The organism is Acinetobacter sp. NigerLNRRAM0016 (genome assembly GCF_054112845.1).
On the sequence record NZ_JBSYVT010000018.1, the window covers coordinates 1 to 17860 of the forward strand.

Genomic DNA, 17860 nt, shown 5'->3' on the forward strand with positions numbered 1-17860 from the left:
AATCCCGTCAGATTACCTAGACTATCGGCTCATCACTTTTGAATTTTAATAACAATGCAGAAATTTAAAATTTTATCCCTTATGGCTTTAAGCACCTCCGCATGGATTTTTCCACAGATCAGCATGGCTGAATCGAGCTATGAACAAGAGCTACAACAAGGCTGTGCCAAACTGAAACAATATGCGCGTTTGGGTAAGCAATATTATGACCAGAAACAATACACTCAAGCTCTCAGCCAGTTTCAGGATCAAGCGGCTTGGTCACATTTTTGCCAAATTAATGCAGATGAAAGTGGTGTTAAGGTCACGGATCGCGAGATAGAAATCGCCAACAATAATGTCGGACTGACCTATGCCAAACTAGGCAAACCCCTGTGGGCGCGGGCATGGTTTCTGCGTAATCCCGATTCAAAAATGAGTCAGTTCAATTTATCCCAATTACCCAAGCTACAAGCTTCATCCGCTTTGGCAGGGACCTATGTCAGCCCCAATGGTTTTGGACAATGGGATACCATCACGGTAAAGCAACTAAAAAATACTTATCAAATTGAATTTGAGGGCTATTATTTTGGACTGCGTGGGCTGATTTATGGACCGAATTTAGGCAGCTTCGATACACAGATGCCGCTACAACAGAAAAAAGCTATTTATAAATATGAGGACTGCCAAATCCAGTTAAATTTTGCCACTGATGCCAAACAGGGACAGAAAATTGTGGTGGAAGAACAGCAAAATACTTCAGGCTGTGGTTTTGGGCATAATGTCTCTGCCAGCGGCACCTATATAAAAGTAGAAACTAAATAACTGATATCGCTTTATAATTTTTTTTGAGGGTCATCACATGGCGAAATTTTTAAATACCAGCGCAACGAACTTTTTTCTGGAAGAGTTAATCAAAAACGCCAAAGAGCGCTTAATTCTGATTAGTCCCTATTTAAGACTGAATGATCGTATTAAAGAATTACTTGAAGATAAGAACCGCTTAAAAATTGATATTCGTATTATTTATGGCAAAAGTGACTTGCATCCTGATGAAATTAAATGGATGCAACAACTGGATTATGTTCGGATTAGCTTTTGCAAAAACCTACATGCCAAATGCTATCTGAATGAAGAGAGCTGTATTGTCTCCAGTTTAAACCTGTATGAATTTAGCCAAGTCAATAATAATGAAATGGGAATTTTAATTTCGAAAGATGAAGATGCCCAAGTCTTTAAAGATGCGTATGAAGAAGCCCAACGAATCATTCGGATTAGTGAGGAAGTTCGAATTTCTTTAGATGAAGTTAAGGCTGAAGCGAATAAAGCGGAGACAACTCAAGAAGATGCAGACCCGGCCAGCAAACTGACTTCTTCAAAATTGGCAGCCAAGCATAAAATCAAAACAGGTGAGCTTTTAGAGATTTTTGTTAAAAAAGGGCTGCTGCAATTCAATGAAAATGGGAAACATGTTCTAACTGAACAAGGTAAAGCGGCGGGTGGTGAATACAGACCTAGCCAATATGGCGGTTATTTTTTATGGTCTGAACATACTAGTCTTGAATGAAAACCCTAACCTCTTAAGTCATGGAGCACAGGACTTAAGAGGTGAATCTATTTTTAGATTGCCACTAAATCCTTAATGCCTTTTTCAGGCATTTCAGCACCACGCCCCTGTGCAATCACCTGTCCACGTGCCATCACGGTATAGCCATCCGCCAGTTCTTCAGCAAAATCATAAAACTGCTCCACCAAGATAATCGCCATATCACCGCCATCTGCCAGTTTACGAATGACTCGGCCAATGTCTTTAATGATAGAAGGTTGAATACCTTCTGTTGGCTCATCCAAAATCAGCACTTTAGGCTCAGATGCCAATGCACGCGCAATTGCCAATTGCTGCTGCTGTCCACCTGATAAATCCCCGCCACGGCGATGCTTCATTTCATCCAATACAGGAAAAATTTCATACAAATGTTCGGGTACTTTCTTGGTTTTGGCGCCTGAGAATTTCGCCATACCAATCAAAATATTTTCTTCTACCGTCAAAGTCGAAAAAATATCCCGTCCCTGTGGCACATAGGCCAAACCCGCCCGCACCCGCTGTTCGGGGCTGAGTTTAGAAATGTCTTTGCCATCCAATACAATCTGTCCAGACTTGATCGGTAAAATCCCCATCAGGCATTTCAGCAAGGTGGTTTTACCGACGCCATTGCGTCCTAACACCACCGAACACTCGCCAATCGGGGCTTGGAACGACACATCACGTAAAATGTGGCTGCCCCCATAATATTGGTTTACCGCCTTAACTTCTAACATGCGCTGCTCCTTAACGCCCCAAGTATTTTTCAATCACGTCTTCATTGGCTTGCACTTCTGCCAGCGTTCCTTCTGCCAGAATCGCCCCTTGTGCCAAGACCGTGACTTTTTCACTGATGGTGTCGATAAAGCTCATGTCATGCTCAACCACCACCAAGGTATGCTCCTTTTTCAACTCCAGACACAGTTCCGCTGTACGTTCTGTTTCCGCATCGGTCATGCCTGCCACAGGTTCATCCAGTAAAATCAGTTTTGGACGTTGCATCAGTAACATGCCTATTTCCAGCCATTGCTTCTGACCATGCGACAACAGACCCGCAGGCTTGTTGACCAATTCTTTTAAACGAATTTGCTCGAGGGTTTGATCCAGTGCGATCTGAACATCTACATCCAATTTACTGAAAAAGCTTTTTTTCACCCGTTTATCTTTGGGTGCAGCCAATAGTAAGTTTTCCATCACCGTGAAATTTTCAAATACCGTCGGTTTCTGAAATTTACGCCCAATGCCTGCTTCAGCAATTTGTTCGGTACTCATCTTCGCCAAATCATAGGTTTGCCCAAAAAAAGCTGAACCTTCTGTAGGACGGGTTTTTCCTGAAATCACATCCATCAACGTGGTTTTACCTGCCCCATTCGGACCAATAATGCAGCGTAATTCACCCTCTTCGATATACAGCGACAAATCATTCAGGGCACGGAAAGAGTCAAACCAGACACTGACTTTTTCCAAATACAGGGCGATGCCGTGGCTAAAATCGGCACCGTGTTCTTTTGGTCGCCCATAGCCTTCTGAAGCATGTCCACCATGCGGTTGAATCATTTTGCTCATGCATCATGCTCCTTTTTAAAACGGTCAAATAACCCAATCACCCCTTTCGGCAGGAATAAAGTCACCACAATAAATAAACCACCCAAAATCAGTAGCCACGCTTCTGGATAGGCCACCGTAAAATAAGTTTTCACCGCATTAATTAAACCCGCACCCAGAATTGGACCAATCAGGGTGCCACGTCCCCCCGCTGCGACCCAAACCGCCATTTCAATCGAGTTGACTGGGTTCATTTCACTAGGATTAATAATGCCTGCTTGCGGCACATACAGCGCCCCTGCGATGCCTGCAATGACCGCAGACAAGACCCATGCCGAGAGCTTGTACCAAAGGGTCCGGTAGCCCAAATATTGCAAGCGGTTCTCGCTGTCACGGATGGCCCCGAGCACTCGGCCATAGGGCTGATTCATTAAGTAACGTAGACCCAAATAGCACAGCAGCAACACCAATGCCGTTAAAAAGCACAAGGTGGCACGCATAGATGCCGAGGTAATGTCCATGCCTAAAATGGTTTTAAAGCCTGTGAAACCATTGTTGCCACCAAAGCCTGTTTCATTACGGAAAAACAACAGTGCGGCAGCAAAGGTCATGGCTTGGGTGATGATGGAGAAGTACACCCCTTTGATTTTGGAGCGGAAAGCAAAGAAGCCAAAAATGAATGCGATCAGACCTGGAACCAAGACTACCAGCACCAGTGCCCACAAAAAATGTTGCGTGCCGACCCAGTACCACGGTAATTCAGTCCAACTAAGAAAGCGCATGAAATCAGGCAGTTCTGATCCAGCCGATTCACGCATCAGATACATGCCAAAAGCATAACCACCCAAGGCAAAATACAGCCCATGCCCCAAGCTCAAAATGCCAGCATAGCCCCAGACCAAATCCAATGCCAAGGCCACAAGCGCCAAACACATGATTTTGCCAATTAAAGTGACCCAATAGGCAGACAGATGCAAAGCGGATTCGGCAGGTAATACATGCAGCCATGGTAAAATCAGCATCACCACAAAACAGGCTGCAATCGCAACGGCGCTATAGGATTTGTCGGCAAATAAATTTGTTATTTTCATCAGTTTTACTCCACAAAACGCCCTTTAATGGCAAACAAACCTTGTGGACGTTTCTGAATAAACAGAATCACAAGCACCAACAGAATAATTTTGGCCAGTACCGCACCTAAACCAATTTCCAGCACCGTACCGCTGATGCCCAAACCCAAGGCTGCCAGTACCGCACCCCAGACTTGCCCAACACCGCCAACCACAACCACCAAGAAGGCATCAATAATGTAGTTTTGACCCAAATCTGGACCGACATTACCCACTTGCGCCAAGGCACAACCCGCTAAACCCGCCAATCCTGAACCCAATCCAAAGGCCAACATATCGATACGTGCCGAACGAATACCGACCGCACGCGCCATCTGGCGGTTTTGCGTGACCGCACGAACAAACAGACCAAAACGGGTTTTATTCAGGAGATACACCAACAGCAAAAGCACTGCGACGGTGAAGATAATGATGGCGATCCGGTTATATGGCAGCATTAAACTTGGGGTTAAGGAAATACCACCTGAAAGCCATGCAATATTCGAGACTTCAACATTTTGTGCGCCAAAAATCATGCGCACCAGTTGCATTAAAATCAGGCTGACCCCAAAGGTCGCCAGTAAAGTTTCCAGTTGTCTTCCATACAGCGGGCGAATCACCGTGCGTTCAATCAGCATGCCAATCAAGGCACTCACCAAAAAGGCAGCAGGAATTGCAATCAGTAAATACCAGTCAACATATTGCCCTAAATGGGTTTTAAATAGGCTTTGCACCACATAAGTGGTGTAGGCACCAATCATGATCAACTCGCCATGCGCCATGTTGATCACACCCAACAGACCATACGTAATCGCCAAGCCCAATGCGGCTAACAGTAAAATACTGGCGGTACTAAGCCCTGAAAACACATGCCCTGCCCATTCACTGGCTTGTAATCGGGTTTTAATACTGCTTTTTGCCGCCTGCAAAGCCGCTTCAAGTTCAGGATTTAGGTTCGCTTGATTGAGTTCTTGTTCAATCACTGCCAGCACATCAGGACGATCCGATGCGGACAAGGTATTCACCGCCTGTAACTTGACCAGTGCATCGGAACTGCTTAAATCCATACGCGCTTTGAGCTGTTGCAGACGTGCTTTGACTTTATTGTTTTGTTCTTGCAGATAGAGTTGACGAATCCAGACTGGATCAAGCTCATCTAAATTATTTTCTAAAATATCAATCGCGGCTAAACGCTGGGTTGCTTCATCCGATTTCAATTTCACTTTGGCTTGCCCAAAACTCAAAGCTTTACGTAAGGTATTCACCAACGTGACTTGAGATAAATCCGCAGGCCATGTACTCAGCGCTTGCATGTCAGGATACTGATACAACTTCTCATCATTTTTTAAGATATAAGTTTGACCTGCACCATCTCGATACAATTCATTTTGATCAATATAGGCCACCAACTGATCGAGGCTTTCAATACTGGCAGGCCATTGGTTCAACATGGCACGGCGTTCAGCAAAATCGGCTTTGACAAAACGCTGAATCGGATCTGCCTGCTGGACTTGCAGCGGTGCATCCGCGGTAGATGTTTCAGCCCAGACAGGATTGAAGAATATGTGCAGGCAGGTACACAGCAGCGCCACACAATAGCGTTTTATTGACATGAAAAGACTCCCCCTCACAAGGCAAATGGTCTGTCATCGGAATGAAGAAATGAAAAGACCTACTGCCGTAGCAGTAGGTTGAGGGGAATTATTTTGGAATGTACGGGCTCCAAGGCTCCGCTTTAATGGTATCGGTTGTTTTATACACCACATCAAACTGACCATCGCCACGAATCTCGCCAATCATCACTGGCTTATGTAAATGATGATTGCTTTCATCCATTTTCAGGGTGTAGCCCGAGGGTGCAGCAAATGTTTGTCCCGCCATGGCATCACGGACTTTATCGACTTCGGTTGTGCCCGCTTTTTCTACCGCCTGCTTCCACAAATTGATCCCAACATAGGTCGCTTCCATTGGGTCATTGGTCACCAATTTATCCGCATTTGGCAATTTGTATTCCACCGCATACTGTTTCATCTTGTTCACAAATTCAGTATTTTTCGGATTTTTCACCGACATGAAGTAGTTCCATGCCGCCAAATGACCCACCAATGGCTTGGTATCAATACCGCGGAGTTCTTCTTCACCCACCGAGAAGGCCATCACTGGAATATCCGAGGCTTTAATGCCCTGATTGCCCAATTCACGGTAGAACGGCACATTCGAGTCACCATTAATGGTCGAAATCACCGCGGTTTTCTTGCCTGCAGCAAATTTTTTCACATTACCTACAATCGTTTGATAGTTGCTATGACCAAACGGCGTGTACTCTTCCATAATGTCCGCATCGGCAATGCCTTTCGACTTTAAGAACGCACGTAAAATTTTATTGGTGGTGCGTGGATAAACATAATCCGTACCTAACAGCACAAAGCGCTCAGCCTTGCCACCCTCTTCACTCATTAGATATTCCACGGCTGGAATGGCTTGCTGATTCGGTGCGGCACCCGTATAGAAAATATTTTTCGATTGTTCTTGACCCTCATACTGTACAGGATAGAACAACAGACCATTGAGTTCTTCCACCACTGGCAAGACCGATTTACGCGATACCGAAGTCCAACAGCCAAAAATCACCGCCACTTTATCTTGAGTAATCAACTGACGGGCTTTCTCAGCAAATAAGGGCCAGTCTGAAGCAGGGTCAACCACCACTGGTTCTAATTTTTTCCCCAACACCCCACCGTTGGCATTAATTTCATTAATCGCCATCAGTGCCGTGTCTTTCAGTGAAGTTTCAGAAATGGCCATGGTGCCTGACAGCGAATGTAAAATCCCTACTTTGATGGTATCGCCACTAGCCGCAGGCGCTTTGGCTTCCGATGCTGCGGTTTCTGTTTTTTCTGCTGGTTTTGAACAGCCTGTTAATGCAATGCTCCCCGCCACTGCTGCCGCCAAAAGGGTTTTACTCAATAGTTTTTGTTGGAACATTTTAGTTCTCCAAGCATTTTGTGTTTTTTGGTTATGTCTGCCCAGAGTATTCAATTTTTATGCCAACTAATTAAACATATGTTTTTATTATATAAATTTTCAAAACCCTCTATCTAAATTAATAATCTTGTATACATCATTGCCTCCTGATTTGTATTTTCACGACTCAGGATGGTGCATTTTTCATCCACTCATTGCACTCTTCCCTACTGAAATTGCACATTTTTTTTTCAGCAGAAGATACTGCTGTGCACTAAAAAAGCCACCCAAAGCAATTAGCTTGGATGGCTTGAAAAATAGAGCAGACTGCAATTAAACCGCAATATCCGCTAGATTACCTTTTTGCTCTAACCAGTGCTTACGGTCACCCGAGCGCTTCTTCGCCAGTAATTTGTCCAGTAAAGAGGCAGTTAAATGACTATCATCCAAATCTAGCTGCACTAAACGGCGAGTATTCGGGTCCATCGTGGTTTCACGTAGCTGACTAGCATTCATCTCACCCAAACCTTTAAAGCGGGTGATTTGCGGACTCTTGGTTTTGGCTTTCTTCAGAATCGACTCGAGCTCATCTTCATCCAGTGCATAGTGCACGTCTTTGCCATCATCAATACGGAACAGCGGTGGCATTGCCACATACAAATGCCCTTCTTCCACCAAAGTTGGAAAATGTTTCACAAATAGCGCACATAACAACGTGGCAATATGCAGACCATCTGAATCAGCATCTGCCAAGATACAAATCTTGCCATAGCGTAATTCAGTTAAATCATCGCTGCCTGGGTCAACCCCAATGGCAATCGCAATATCATGCACCTCTTGCGAAGCTAGCACCTCATCCGAAGACACTTCCCAAGTATTTAAGATTTTGCCTCGAATTGGCATGATGGCTTGGAAGTTTTTATCGCGTGCCTGCTTGGCTGAACCGCCCGCAGAATCCCCTTCCACAATAAACAGTTCCGAATCTTCACGGGTTTGACCGACACAGTCCGCCAACTTACCCGGTAAGGCTGGACCCGACACAATCTTTTTACGTTCCACCTTTTTCGCTGCTTTTAAGCGACGTCCCGCTTTGGAAATTGCCATTTCTGCCAGTTGCATGGCAATTTCAGAGTGCTGGTTCAGCCACAGGGCAAAAGCATCTTTGGCAATATTCTGCACGATGCCCACGGCTTCACGGCTGGAAAGACGCTCTTTGGTCTGTCCTGAAAATTGAGGTTCTTGGAATTTCAGCGACAAAATATAGTTCACGCCATCCCAAACATCTTCGGCAGACAGTTTCAGGTTACGTGGCAATAAATTACGCAGCTCACAGAACTCACGCAAAGCATCGGTCACCCCTGAGCGCAAGCCATTCACATGCGTTCCGCCCTGCGCTGTTGGAATCAGGTTGACGTAGCTTTCCTGAATTTGTTCGCCACCTTCCACATTCCAGCAAATCGCAAATTCGGCACTGGCACGTTCGGCATCCCCTGTCGCGACAAAGGCAGGTGCAGGCACAATTTCACGCTCTTCCAGCTCGTCCATCAAATAGTCGACCAGACCATTTTCAAACTGCCATTCGATTTTCTCGTCATTGATTTCATCAACGTAGATAATCTGTAGACCTGCGGCTAAAACCGCTTTGGCTTTTAAATTATGTTTCAGTGCTTTTAAGGCAAATTTAGGTGAATCAAAATATTTGGCTTCAGGCCAAAAACGTACCAATGTTCCTGTAGCACGTTTGGCCACTTTGCCTTCCAAGACCGCCAAAGGCGCTACAGGTTCGCCCTGTTCAAACGCCATTTGGTACAGATTCCCCTGACGTTGCACTTCAACCTCAACGCGGGTCGATAAGGCATTCACCACCGAGATACCGACACCATGCAAACCACCGGAAAACTGGTAGTTGTCGGTACTAAATTTACCGCCGGCATGCAGCTTGGTCAGAATAATTTCAATCCCGCTTTGTCCATATTCAGGATGAATATCAACCGGCATACCCCGACCATTATCGGCTACAGCCAAGGAACCATCTTTATACACCGTCACCGTGATTTTATTGGCATGCCCCGCCAGTGCTTCGTCCACCGCATTATCAATCACTTCCTGAGCCAAATGGTTCGGACGAGAGGTATCGGTATACATCCCGGGACGACGACGGACTGGATCTAGACCAGATAAAACTTCAAGCGATTGAGCCGTATATTGAGACACGTTGTACGATTTCCTTATAATCTGCAAGACGATAAAAATTGTAAAATCATAGGTATTTTGGCAGCAAAATCATCCATCGCATGGTTGCCCTTTGCCTCGGTCATGACCAATGCCCGAGGTTGCTGTGATGCATAAAACTGTTCAGCCTCACGATAATCTAAAACATCATCGCCTTGTTGTAACAATACCAACACTTTGTCTGCTTGCTGAACATTTGATACCGCAATTTGCTCTAAATAGTCCAATTGCGGCTCATCCAGTGTCCAAGTGGCATTCACGGCATAGGGAAGTTGCTGTTGCCCAAATAAATCCCGAAAAAGTTGCCATGGTCGCATAGCAGGGTTAATCAATACAGCAGGCAGCGCATGTGTTGCGACCAGTTGTGTCGCATAAAAGCCGCCTAAACTGCTACCGAGCAACACCACATCCTCATGCTGACTCACCAAATCATGCAGCAGTTGCAATGCCTGTGCAGGCGGCAGGTTTAAATCAGGCACATGCACCGTCCAGCGATCCTCTTGCGCGCAATAGTGCTGTAACTGTTGTGCTTTGATTGAATTTGGACTGCTTTGAAAGCCGTGGATATAAATAATATTCATCTTTCTTTGCTCACCTGCTGCAACCTTGTCCTTATTTTTCATCATACTGACGCAGGATTGTTTTAAATTCGTCGAAAGGCTCGAATTGTTAGACAAAAATAGCCCTTTTTCGCGATATTCATCGGTATTTTAAAATTATTCGAGCCGAACTCGATATGATGAAACTGAAAAAAGTTATACCTCTATCTTAAGCAAAATGAAAGCCTTGAGATGAGCCAAACAAAGCATCAAGGACAATAACAAATGCCGAGTTTAACACCGCTGCATGAAACGTATTGTAAATGGGATCGGACCCCACCCAGTCAAGCGGACTTACTGGAAGGTCTGGCTCAATTACTCAGTACGCCCCTGAACAATGTGGTTCAGGACTTTATGCGTACCATTCAGCGGGAAATCTTCTCCAGTATTTTTGGGGTGGATGAACAAGAATTTAAATATCTGCAAAACCTACCGCAAATCGTCAAATTTAACCGCCTGAGCATGAGTATTTTAGAAAACTACGGGCATTATCTTTTGGCACCCGGTTTGCGACAAATTATTGAAAAATACCCAAAGCTGCATGAAAAACCACTCACCCCCAGCCTGCATTTTTTAGTGGGTGCAGTGAATGGTGTGATTGGCGATTACTTACTGAAATATCATAATCCCATCGCCCTGCCGATGGTGCTGTACGATCACTATGGTGAAATTCAGCGTGGGGATTTATCGGGACGGGTGGTCATCTTTGTGCATGGTCTGTGCATGAATCACTTGGACTGGACCAATCGCAACAATGGTGGATTTGGCGAAAAGCTACTGGCTCAGCGTGACCACAACACCATGTTGTACCTGAACTACAATTCTGGGCGTCGTATTTCAGCCAATGGACGTAGCCTTGCCAATACCCTAGAAGACCTGATTCAGCGTAACCCGCGTATTACCAGTCTCGATATTATTGGGCATAGTATGGGCGGACTGGTCGCACGCAGTGCCTTGTTCTATGGCAAACAGAACATGCATCAATGGCTACACATGGTAGAAAATCTGGTCTGTCTGGGTTCACCACATCACGGTGCCGTCTTGGAACGCTTTGGCTTTGCCATTCAAGAAAAACTGGGACGCTTTCCGATTGTGAAATTGGCAGGACATCTGGTCAATATTCGCAGTAATGGCATTCTGGATTTACGCTATGGCAGCGTGCGTGATGATGACTGGGAACACAATGAAGCCCGCATCGGCTTCTTTGATGATAACCGCAAACCCGCGCCACTGCCTTCGCATATCAACACCTATCTGGTCGCAGGAACGCTAGAATTCGAGCACCGTAAAAACAAAACCTTGAAAGTCATTGGCGACTATCTGGTCAGTGTCAAAAGTGCCTTGGGCGAGCATCCCAATCCACGCTTTCAATTAAAACTGCCCGAATCGCATAAAGCCATTTTCTATGGTCTGAATCATCTGGAAATTCAATATCATGCCAGTGTGGCTGAACAAATTGTGCATTGGTTCTATCCTGAAAAAGCCCAACATCACCAACTGCATGCGCATGAGCATATGATTGGTCTGGATGATTATGAAGGCATCGCTCTGACCTGATGTCACATAAAAAAAGCCAACTCTCGTTGGCTTTTTTTATACAGATTAAAACGCTGTCGGTGTTATTTTTTCGCTTTTGCAGCAGTTGGATAACGGCGCACCAATTGCCACAAACTGACCACTGCCAAAACCACAAAAAACAGCAATGACCACACTGGCAAAGACTGTCCAAGGAAAGTCCAGTCAATCACGGCACACTCGCCTGAACCCGTCAGCACTTGCGCCAACACGCTTTTCAGCGGCAAGGCATCAATCAAGTAGTTTAAGCCTGGACCACAGCTCGGCACCTGATCTGGTGGCAGGTTCTGTAACCAGACATGACGCGCTGCAACCCCAGCCGACCACAAAATAGAGAGACTGCCCAATAAGGCATAAACTCGTTTGCCCACGGTTGAACTTGGGTTATGAATCAGTGCCACTAAAGAAATAAAGCCCAACCCCATTAAACCCACACGCTGGAAGACACACAGCGGACATGGTGATAAACCTTGGACATGTTCGAGATACAGCGCAAACGCCATACCCACGATACTTGCGATGACTAAAAACCCGCTCACGAAGCGAAAACTCCATTGCATGGTCAAACCTCTTAATTTTTATCGATAATGTGCAAGATATTCATCAAAACTGACGGTGCTATCTTGTTCAAGTTGTTGTTGCTGTTGTAGCGATGTCTGTGCCAATTCATCAAAATACGCCTGTGTTTCAGGACTCAATTGATGCTGTTCATACACTGCCGCATGTTGTTGAGCCATCACGCTACCAAAATTCCACGTCCCGCCATGGGTCAAAGTATCTGCAATCACCTGTGCCGAAAGCGTATCATCCACTTCATCAATGCGTTGCTGCATCAAGGCTAAAGCCTGTACATAAAGCTGTGTGGCATTGGCTTGATCGAGCAGTTCTGCAAAAGGTCGCATGGCATCCACATGTTTTTGACACCAGTCCTCAATCGCATAAGTCTGCCCCTCTGCCACAATATGCGCATTCGGTGCACGACCACGATTGACCACTTCCGCTTGGTTCTGTTCAATCTGCTCTTGTTCATCATCTAACAACGCTGGACTGTCTTGCAATAAACAATACAAGGCCAGTACTTCCAGAAAACCCGCACTGCTTTCATCAATCCCAATCGGGCTATACGGGTTCACGTCCACTGCGCGCAGTTCGACATAGCCTACACCTCGCTTCGCCAAGGCTTCCGAAGGAGTTTCACCTGCTTGCGGCACTTGCTTTGGACGTACCAGACTGTAGTACTCATTTTCAATTTGCAGCACGTGGTCATTAATTTGGATCGGCTCACCTTGCACATCATTTAACCCTAAACGGCTAAAATCTGCATACGGAGTTTTGACCGCTTTTTGTAAACCGTCTAAATAACCTTGAATGTCATTGTAGTGAATCCCGAGTTGCTTCTGTGCGGAGTTCTGATAGCCAAAACGGCCCATACGCAAAGCAGTGGCATAGGGCAAATACAAGGTGCCTTTTAACAGTGGCAACAAATGATGCTCACGACCCGTCATAAAACATTTACACACCGATGGACTGGCACCCAGCAAGAACATCACCAGTGGGGTAAGACGGATAAAGTTACGAATCAGACCAAAATAACGATGACTGCGATAATCTTGCGCAGACAATTGGCGTAAATCTGCATCACTTTCTTGTTGTTGTAAGGCGGCAAATAAACTGTCTGGGAAGGATAAATTATAATGTACCCCAGAAATGGTCTGCATCCGGCGACCATAACGCACGCCTAAACCGCGACGATATAGAGTCTTGAAACGGCCAATATTGGAGCTGCCGTATTGCGCCAATCGAATGTTGTCTTCTTCACTGTCCAGCATGCACGGCATCGACAATGGCCAGAGCTTTTCTTCATGCTCTAAATGACGATGGACCACTGCATGAATATCTTTTAAATACGTTAAAGCTTTGCCAATGGTGTCTTGTGGAGGAGTAATGAACTCCATCAAGGCTTCTGAATAATCGGTGGTAATATGCGGATGGGTCAAAGCCGATCCCAAAGCTTGGGGATGATCTGCCTGCGATAAAAAACCATTGCTTTGCATACGCAAACTTTCACGTTCTATACCACGTAACATCCCTTGTAACAGCGAAGAATCCACCCAAGTCGGAAACACAGCTTGAGAGGTCGATTCGGGTTGACTCATTATCATCTCGCTTATTGGAAGAACTACTAAAATAAAATCATCAGTTTATATCAGTATACTGTGATTTGATGCCGCCACATGACACGCTGTCTATTTTTCCAGCAGATTCGCAACATTTCTGGCTTCTGTCGAAAAGATTCAGTAAATCAGATAACTGGCATTAATAGGGGTGACATCGCTCATGTTCAACGGGTCGATGTAAAAAATTCTTAAAAAGCTCACCCTATTGCGGCAATTTTTTATCACAAAGTTACTCTATAAGACACCAAAAAAATATGATTTTATGGAAGAATAACTGCTAAGGATCTGTAATAAAAATGAATTATCAGGATATTTTGAACTTTTGGTATGCGCCCGAAACCCAGCCGAACTGGTTTGCAAAAAGCAGTGAATTTGATCAAATGTTGGCAGAAAAATTTAGTCAGATCCATCAACAGGCAGCCTTGGGTGAACTCTGGGCATGGCGACAACAACCTGAAGGTCGTCTGGCCGAAGTCATTATTCTGGATCAATTCTCTCGCAATTTATACCGTGATCAAGCCGCTGCTTTTGCCCAAGATGCACTCGCATTGGGCTTGGCACAAGAAGCCATTTTGGGGCAACATCATTTACAACTCAGTCCCGAACAGCGCTATTTTTTATACATGCCGTTTATGCACAGCGAATCGCAGCGGGTGCATGAATTTGGGTTAAGCTTATTTGAACAACTGGGACATCCGATTGCTTTAGAATTTGAACGACAACACAAAGCCATCATTGACCAATTTGGACGTTATCCACACCGAAATCGTATTTTAGGACGCGCGTCCAGTGCTGAAGAATTAGAATTTTTGACCCAACCGAATAGCCATTTTTAAACGCAAATGTTGTGGCCGTTTCTCCCCTATTTCACCAGCAATCAGCGGAGTATGAACATGAAAACCAAGCTTATTGCCCTGACCCTGATCACGCTCGCACTGGCGGGTTGCGCCTCTACCCCGTCTAAACCGCGAACTTTTGATCAATTGGGGCGTTTTAATACCTATCCGATGAATACACAAACCTATCGTATCAGTTTTGAAGCCGACCCAAATATGAACTATGGGATGGCGGAAGAAATTACCTTGGTCAAAGCCGCGCAAACCACGGTCAAAAATGGCTTCCGTTATTTTAAAGTGCTGGATGACCCGAGCAATCTCACCAATAAACCACCCCGTCAGGCGGTGGTCTATCGTTCACCCTCCTTTTATCCTTATGGCTATTACCCACGTGGCTACTATCGCCGCTATCCAGGCTATTGGCCTGATCCGTTTTACGATACGCCACAAGTGGTCAATATTGACCCTGTGCAAGTCTCCTATACCATTGAGTGTTATAAGGAAAAAGATAAAGCTCCGAGCGATGCCTTTGATGCCACGTTAATTTTGCAATCTTTAGGGCAAAAGTACGGACTCACTGCCACGGGTGAGGTGATTCAGCCTCAACCCGTGACACCCGCCAATTAATCGTTAACAGATGACTTAGGATCTTGATATGCAGGTTGCGAGCACCAGTTCGGACAGTCTAAAACGCAGTAAACGCTTTGCGACCATCGCCTTGATCATGGCCGTACTGGCTTGGCTCATCTTGATGGTGGCTGCCAAGTTTTTGCCCGAATATGTATGGTTAATTCATATCTTGATGCTATCTGCCGAAGCTGGCGTGGTCGGGGGCTTGGCGGACTGGTATGCGATTACCGTCTTGTTCCGCAATCCCTTTGGCAAGATGCCCATCCCTAAGTTTTTACGTGACCACACCGAAATTATTCCGCGCAACAAAGCACGTATTGCCGAATCGATGGGGCGTTTTGTGCAGGAGAATTTTCTCTCGCCGCAAGTGGTGGAACGCAGTCTGAAAAATATCGACTTGAGTCTGGCGGTCGGTCAATGGTTGGCGAATCCACACAACAACACCCAAGTCACCCAAGTGATTCAGCAAACGGTTCCTAAAATCTTTGACTTTGTCGGGCAGGAGCAGATTGGTCGCTTTATTCAAAATAACAGTGTGCAATGGGTCCGCAATACCGATGTGAATATGCTGGCCAGCGAAATGCTGCGTGCCGTGATTGAAAATGACTTCCATCAGGATGTGCTGCAACGCGGTCTGGATGTGGTGCATGACTGGATGATCACGCACCCTGAGCAAACCCGTGAACTGACGCAAAAACTGTTTAAAGAACTGGGCGTTTCCAAACTGGCGAAAGGGGCCAGCTGGATTGGCATTGATGTGCAACAGCGTACCATCGATTCCCTGATTGAACGGGTAGAGTCAATGCTGGCAAACCCAGAACACCCTTGGCGACAACAGATTGAGGAAACCGCCCAAGAACTGATGTACCAGTTACAGGATCGCAACAGTAGCGCCAGCCAACGCCTGAATCGCAGCAAAGATGCCCTGCTGGATAGCCCGCAAGTACTGAATTTTATTCGCGGTGCGGTGGTGATTTTATGTGATGCCATTAAAGCCGATCTGATGCAATCCGATTCGGGCATCGCGGCCAATCTGCGCGTGGCGATTCAACAGGTCGGTGAGAACATCATCGCCAATCAGGCGGTACGCCAGTTATTGAATGACCGCATGAGTGGTCTGGCGGTGAATCTGAGTGATCAATACAGCGAGAAAGTGATTCGGTTTATTAGCGAGCGCATTCATGAATGGGACTCGCGCGAGATGATTGGCAAAATCGAAAATGAAGTTGGTGGCGACTTGCACATGATTCGCGTCAATGGGGTTGTGGTGGGCGCATTTATTGGTCTCGCCCTCGGCATCATCCGTGCTGTGGTGGATTATCTGCTTTAATTTATTCTGCAAGGTAGCTGTAGAAATCGCGTGAATGCTACTTGTACCTACCTTGCAACATGCTAAATTAAATCAGTTTCTTCTCCGACAAGGTTAGCGGTCATGCTCAAAATACACTCTAAACTCCCTGCACAAGGGGTCACGATTTTTAGCCAAATGACCGCCATGGCACAGCGCCTAAATGCCCTTAATCTTTCGCAGGGCTTTCCCGACTTTGCGCCGCCACAAGCCTTGCTGGAAGCCTTAAGCCATGCGACCTTACATGGTTCTAATCAATATGCTGCGGGTGATGGCTTACTTAGCTTACGCCAGCAAGTGGCTGCGCAATTTCTTCAGCGTGATGAACTGCTGATTGATCCAACCCACGAAATCACCATCACCCCGGGTGCCACCATTGCCCTGTTTAGTGCCATTCAAGCCATCCTGCATGCGGGCGATGAAGTGATTGTGTTCGACCCGAGCTATGACAGCTATGCGCCAAGCATCGCCTTGGTCGGTGCCCAAGCCATTCGTATTCCATTAACTACGCCAGATTTTCAGGTGGACTGGAATACAGTCGCGGAAGCCATCAATGACAAAACCCGCATGATCATTGTCAATACTCCACATAATCCAACAGGTGCCATTTGGTCGAAGCAAGATTGGCAGCAACTGATTCAATTGATTCAGGCGCGGAATATTGTGGTGCTGTCGGATGAAGTCTATGAACACTTGGTTTACGACGGGCAACCGCATTATTCGGCCTTGTCCTTTCCAGAACTGCGTGAACGCAGTTTCGTGGTGGGTTCTTTTGGTAAAACCTTCCATGTCACAGGCTGGAAAACGGGCTATTGTGTGGCAGCCCCTGAATTAATGCGGGTTTTCCGTCAGGTCTATCAATTTGCCAATTTCTGCGGGGTCACCCCTGTACAAGTGGCCTTAGCCGAATACATGCAACAGCATCCTGAACATGTACAGCAACTCGCTGATTTTTATCAGCGTAAGCGGGATCTGTTCACCGCTGGTCTTGCCGCTTCTCGCTTCCAATTGACTCCATCACAGGGCACCTATTTCCAGAATCTGGATTATCGCGCCATCCGTCCCGATCTGAACGATGTGGACATGTGCCACTTCCTTGCAGAACAGCATGGCATTGTCGCCATTCCAATTTCCGTGTTTTATCAGCACCCTCCTGAAGATTTACGCCTGATTCGTTTTTGCTTTGCCAAAACGGAACAGACCTTGGAACAGGCCATCGAGATTCTGAACCGCTGCTAGGCAATTTTTCTCGTGCTTGGAAACAGTGAAAATTCAACAGATCTC

General features: G+C 46.0%; 16 protein-coding genes. 7 read left to right on the plus strand and 9 right to left on the minus strand.

Annotated features, from left to right (window positions below; translation table 11 throughout):
• Positions 1 to 81 precede the first annotated feature (81 nt).
• Positions 82 to 804 (plus strand): hypothetical protein, encoded by a 723-nt coding sequence (locus tag ACWQ4X_RS12005; RefSeq protein WP_457903840.1) that lies wholly within the window; start codon positions 82 to 84, stop codon positions 802 to 804.
• Between the two features lie 37 nt (positions 805 to 841).
• Positions 842 to 1546, plus strand: coding sequence for a phospholipase D family protein (locus ACWQ4X_RS12010; RefSeq protein ID WP_374527524.1), 705 nt, complete (start codon positions 842 to 844; stop codon positions 1544 to 1546).
• Positions 1547 to 1599: 53 nt separating this feature from the next.
• On the opposite strand, the gene urtE is transcribed toward ACWQ4X_RS12010, so the two are convergent.
• From urtE to ACWQ4X_RS12045, 7 genes are all read right to left on the minus strand, one after another.
• Positions 1600 to 2298 (minus strand): urea ABC transporter ATP-binding subunit UrtE, encoded by a 699-nt coding sequence (gene urtE, locus ACWQ4X_RS12015; RefSeq protein WP_142769936.1) that lies wholly within the window; start codon positions 2296 to 2298, stop codon positions 1600 to 1602.
• 10 nt (positions 2299 to 2308) lie between these two features.
• Complete coding sequence (gene urtD / locus ACWQ4X_RS12020; protein ID WP_457903798.1) at positions 2309 to 3127, minus strand: urea ABC transporter ATP-binding protein UrtD; 819 nt, start codon at positions 3125 to 3127, stop codon at positions 2309 to 2311.
• Entirely contained in the window at positions 3124 to 4197 is a 1074-nt protein-coding gene (gene urtC / locus ACWQ4X_RS12025) for an urea ABC transporter permease subunit UrtC (protein ID WP_457903799.1), read from the minus strand. The genes urtD and urtC overlap by 4 nt, the downstream gene beginning before the upstream one ends.
• 5 nt (positions 4198 to 4202) lie before the next feature.
• Positions 4203 to 5828, minus strand: a complete 1626-nt coding sequence (gene urtB / locus ACWQ4X_RS12030; RefSeq protein WP_457903800.1) for an urea ABC transporter permease subunit UrtB — start codon at positions 5826 to 5828, stop codon at positions 4203 to 4205.
• Between the two features lie 88 nt (positions 5829 to 5916).
• On the minus strand, positions 5917 to 7200 hold the full coding sequence (gene urtA / locus ACWQ4X_RS12035) for an urea ABC transporter substrate-binding protein (protein WP_457903801.1): 1284 nt from the start codon (positions 7198 to 7200) through the stop codon (positions 5917 to 5919).
• Positions 7201 to 7512: 312 nt separating this feature from the next.
• Positions 7513 to 9393: a DNA topoisomerase IV subunit B gene (parE, locus tag ACWQ4X_RS12040; RefSeq protein WP_457903802.1), complete on the minus strand. Its 1881-nt coding sequence runs from the start codon at positions 9391 to 9393 to the stop codon at positions 7513 to 7515.
• Positions 9394 to 9407: 14 nt separating this feature from the next.
• Positions 9408 to 9992 (minus strand): YqiA/YcfP family alpha/beta fold hydrolase, encoded by a 585-nt coding sequence (locus ACWQ4X_RS12045; RefSeq protein WP_142769930.1) that lies wholly within the window; start codon positions 9990 to 9992, stop codon positions 9408 to 9410.
• Between the two features lie 243 nt (positions 9993 to 10235).
• On the opposite strand from ACWQ4X_RS12045, the gene ACWQ4X_RS12050 reads away from it, so the two are divergent.
• A complete protein-coding gene (locus ACWQ4X_RS12050) occupies positions 10236 to 11567 on the plus strand; it encodes a PGAP1-like alpha/beta domain-containing protein (RefSeq protein ID WP_142769929.1) in 1332 nt (443 codons plus the stop codon).
• 62 nt (positions 11568 to 11629) lie between these two features.
• Here ACWQ4X_RS12050 and ACWQ4X_RS12055 read toward each other — a convergent pair whose 3' ends face one another.
• Together ACWQ4X_RS12055 and gshA are read right to left on the minus strand one after the other, a co-directional pair.
• Positions 11630 to 12145 (minus strand): disulfide bond formation protein B, encoded by a 516-nt coding sequence (locus tag ACWQ4X_RS12055; protein WP_457903803.1) that lies wholly within the window; start codon positions 12143 to 12145, stop codon positions 11630 to 11632.
• An 18-nt stretch (positions 12146 to 12163) separates the two neighbouring features.
• Entirely contained in the window at positions 12164 to 13741 is a 1578-nt protein-coding gene (gene gshA / locus ACWQ4X_RS12060) for a glutamate--cysteine ligase (protein ID WP_457903804.1), read from the minus strand.
• Positions 13742 to 14058: 317 nt separating this feature from the next.
• Between gshA and ACWQ4X_RS12065 the strand changes: the two genes are divergently transcribed.
• The 4 genes from ACWQ4X_RS12065 (at position 14059) to ACWQ4X_RS12080 (ending at position 17815) form a co-directional block, all read left to right on the plus strand.
• Positions 14059 to 14598: a DUF924 family protein gene (locus ACWQ4X_RS12065; protein ID WP_161932847.1), complete on the plus strand. Its 540-nt coding sequence runs from the start codon at positions 14059 to 14061 to the stop codon at positions 14596 to 14598.
• Between the two features lie 57 nt (positions 14599 to 14655).
• Positions 14656 to 15225, plus strand: a complete 570-nt coding sequence (locus ACWQ4X_RS12070; RefSeq protein ID WP_374527504.1) for a CC0125/CC1285 family lipoprotein — start codon at positions 14656 to 14658, stop codon at positions 15223 to 15225.
• Between the two features lie 28 nt (positions 15226 to 15253).
• On the plus strand, positions 15254 to 16558 hold the full coding sequence (locus tag ACWQ4X_RS12075; protein ID WP_457903805.1) for a DUF445 domain-containing protein: 1305 nt from the start codon (positions 15254 to 15256) through the stop codon (positions 16556 to 16558).
• A 102-nt stretch (positions 16559 to 16660) separates the two neighbouring features.
• Entirely contained in the window at positions 16661 to 17815 is a 1155-nt protein-coding gene (locus tag ACWQ4X_RS12080; RefSeq protein ID WP_457903806.1) for a methionine aminotransferase, read from the plus strand.
• Positions 17816 to 17860: the final 45 nt, after the last annotated feature.

What these genes read in the sequence shown, in the direction of transcription:
- ACWQ4X_RS12005 (WP_457903840.1), top strand. Translation starts at nt 82, where the DNA reads ATGGCTTTAAGCACCTCCGCATGGATTTTTCCACAGATCAGCATGGCT.
- ACWQ4X_RS12010 (WP_374527524.1), top strand. Translation starts at nt 842, where the DNA reads ATGGCGAAATTTTTAAATACCAGCGCAACGAACTTTTTTCTGGAAGAG.
- urtE (WP_142769936.1), bottom strand. Translation starts at nt 2,298, where the DNA reads ATGTTAGAAGTTAAGGCGGTAAACCAATATTATGGGGGCAGCCACATT.
- urtD (WP_457903798.1), bottom strand. Translation starts at nt 3,127, where the DNA reads ATGAGCAAAATGATTCAACCGCATGGTGGACATGCTTCAGAAGGCTAT.
- urtC (WP_457903799.1), bottom strand. Translation starts at nt 4,197, where the DNA reads ATGAAAATAACAAATTTATTTGCCGACAAATCCTATAGCGCCGTTGCG.
- urtB (WP_457903800.1), bottom strand. Translation starts at nt 5,828, where the DNA reads ATGTCAATAAAACGCTATTGTGTGGCGCTGCTGTGTACCTGCCTGCAC.
- urtA (WP_457903801.1), bottom strand. Translation starts at nt 7,200, where the DNA reads ATGTTCCAACAAAAACTATTGAGTAAAACCCTTTTGGCGGCAGCAGTG.
- ACWQ4X_RS12045 (WP_142769930.1), bottom strand. Translation starts at nt 9,992, where the DNA reads ATGAATATTATTTATATCCACGGCTTTCAAAGCAGTCCAAATTCAATC.
- ACWQ4X_RS12050 (WP_142769929.1), top strand. Translation starts at nt 10,236, where the DNA reads ATGCCGAGTTTAACACCGCTGCATGAAACGTATTGTAAATGGGATCGG.
- ACWQ4X_RS12055 (WP_457903803.1), bottom strand. Translation starts at nt 12,145, where the DNA reads ATGCAATGGAGTTTTCGCTTCGTGAGCGGGTTTTTAGTCATCGCAAGT.
- gshA (WP_457903804.1), bottom strand. Translation starts at nt 13,741, where the DNA reads ATGAGTCAACCCGAATCGACCTCTCAAGCTGTGTTTCCGACTTGGGTG.
- ACWQ4X_RS12065 (WP_161932847.1), top strand. Translation starts at nt 14,059, where the DNA reads ATGAATTATCAGGATATTTTGAACTTTTGGTATGCGCCCGAAACCCAG.
- ACWQ4X_RS12070 (WP_374527504.1), top strand. Translation starts at nt 14,656, where the DNA reads ATGAAAACCAAGCTTATTGCCCTGACCCTGATCACGCTCGCACTGGCG.
- ACWQ4X_RS12075 (WP_457903805.1), top strand. Translation starts at nt 15,254, where the DNA reads ATGCAGGTTGCGAGCACCAGTTCGGACAGTCTAAAACGCAGTAAACGC.
- ACWQ4X_RS12080 (WP_457903806.1), top strand. Translation starts at nt 16,661, where the DNA reads ATGCTCAAAATACACTCTAAACTCCCTGCACAAGGGGTCACGATTTTT.